The sequence below is a fragment of the Acetobacter pomorum genome (genome assembly GCF_002738225.1).
GTDB lineage: Bacteria > Pseudomonadota > Alphaproteobacteria > Acetobacterales > Acetobacteraceae > Acetobacter > Acetobacter pomorum.
Window position 1 is genome coordinate 1 of sequence record NZ_PEBQ01000116.1, and the last position, 1,142, is coordinate 1,142.

Sequence of the window (1,142 nt, forward strand, 5' to 3'; positions counted from 1 at the left end):
GGCTAAGTCCAATGTTCTTATAAGTAGAGTTCTTCCAAGACTCTTTCATAACGAGAGTGAGATTTTCCTTTTAAAGAGAGCTTTCGGAAAATGATGGGATGTTATGGTGCAAGTGGGTAATCTGTATAGCCTTCTGCCCCCTGCGTGTACCAAGTGCGCATATCATCTTTGTTCAGAGGAAGGTTATCTTCCAGACGATGCACCAGATCTGGATTGGCGAGGAAGGGTCGGCCGAATGCAATGGCGTCAGCCACACCGGTTGCAACCGCTTCCATCGCCTCCTCCCGTGTGTAATCCTGATTCAGCACTAGTGGTTTCGTAAAGACTTTACGGATCGGACCGTGCAGTTTCGGCTGATCGGTCTTACCAAAGGTACCATTGGGCCCGGGTTCACGCAGTTCAAGAAAAGCAATACCAAGATCGTTCAGAAGCTTTGCGGCGGGCACGAAAACCTGCTCTGGGTGACTGTCGATACAACCCTGTGTGTTACCATTGGGAGAAAGTCTTACTGACGTTCTGTCTGCGCCAATCGTGGCGATTACCCGTTCCGTAACTTCCCGCAAGAAGCGAATACGATTTTCAGGAGACCCACCATATTCATCGGAACGATGATTGGTGCCGTCCCGCAGGAATTCATCAATCAGATAACCGTTGGCTGCATGAATCTGAACACCGTCAAAGCCAGCCTGAAGCGCATTGCGTGCAGCTGTTTCGTAATCGTTGAGGATACGGGCGATGTCATCCTTGGTAAGAGGACGAGCAATTTCTGGCGCCTGCTTGCCCTCGTAAGTATGCAATGGCTCAGGCGCTTTTGTTGCCGATGAGGAAACTGGTTGCTGGCCCGTCACACTAGAATGCACCATGCGCCCCATGTGCCAGAGCTGGGCCACAATCTTTCCGCTCTTTGCATGTACGGCTGCTGTAACTGGCTTCCAGGCTTTCACCTGGTCTTGCGACCACAGGCCCGGCGCGTAAGGCCATCCAAGGCCTTCCTGACTGATGCCGGTTGCTTCCGAAATAATCAGACCTGCGCTGGCACGCTGCGCATAATACTCGGCCATGATGGGGGTTGGAACATGCTCACGGGTTGCTCTGCCGCGCGTCAGCGGCGCCATAAGAATTCTGTTTTTGGCGTAAATGCT

General features: G+C 52.2%; 1 protein-coding gene. It reads right to left on the bottom strand.

Going from position 1 to position 1,142, the window contains the following annotated elements; genetic code table 11:
* Positions 1–101: 101 nt before the first annotated feature.
* Positions 102–1,142, bottom strand: a 1,041-nt coding sequence (locus tag CSR02_RS08725; protein WP_244176894.1) for an alkene reductase, incomplete at its 5' end; no start/stop codon positions are given.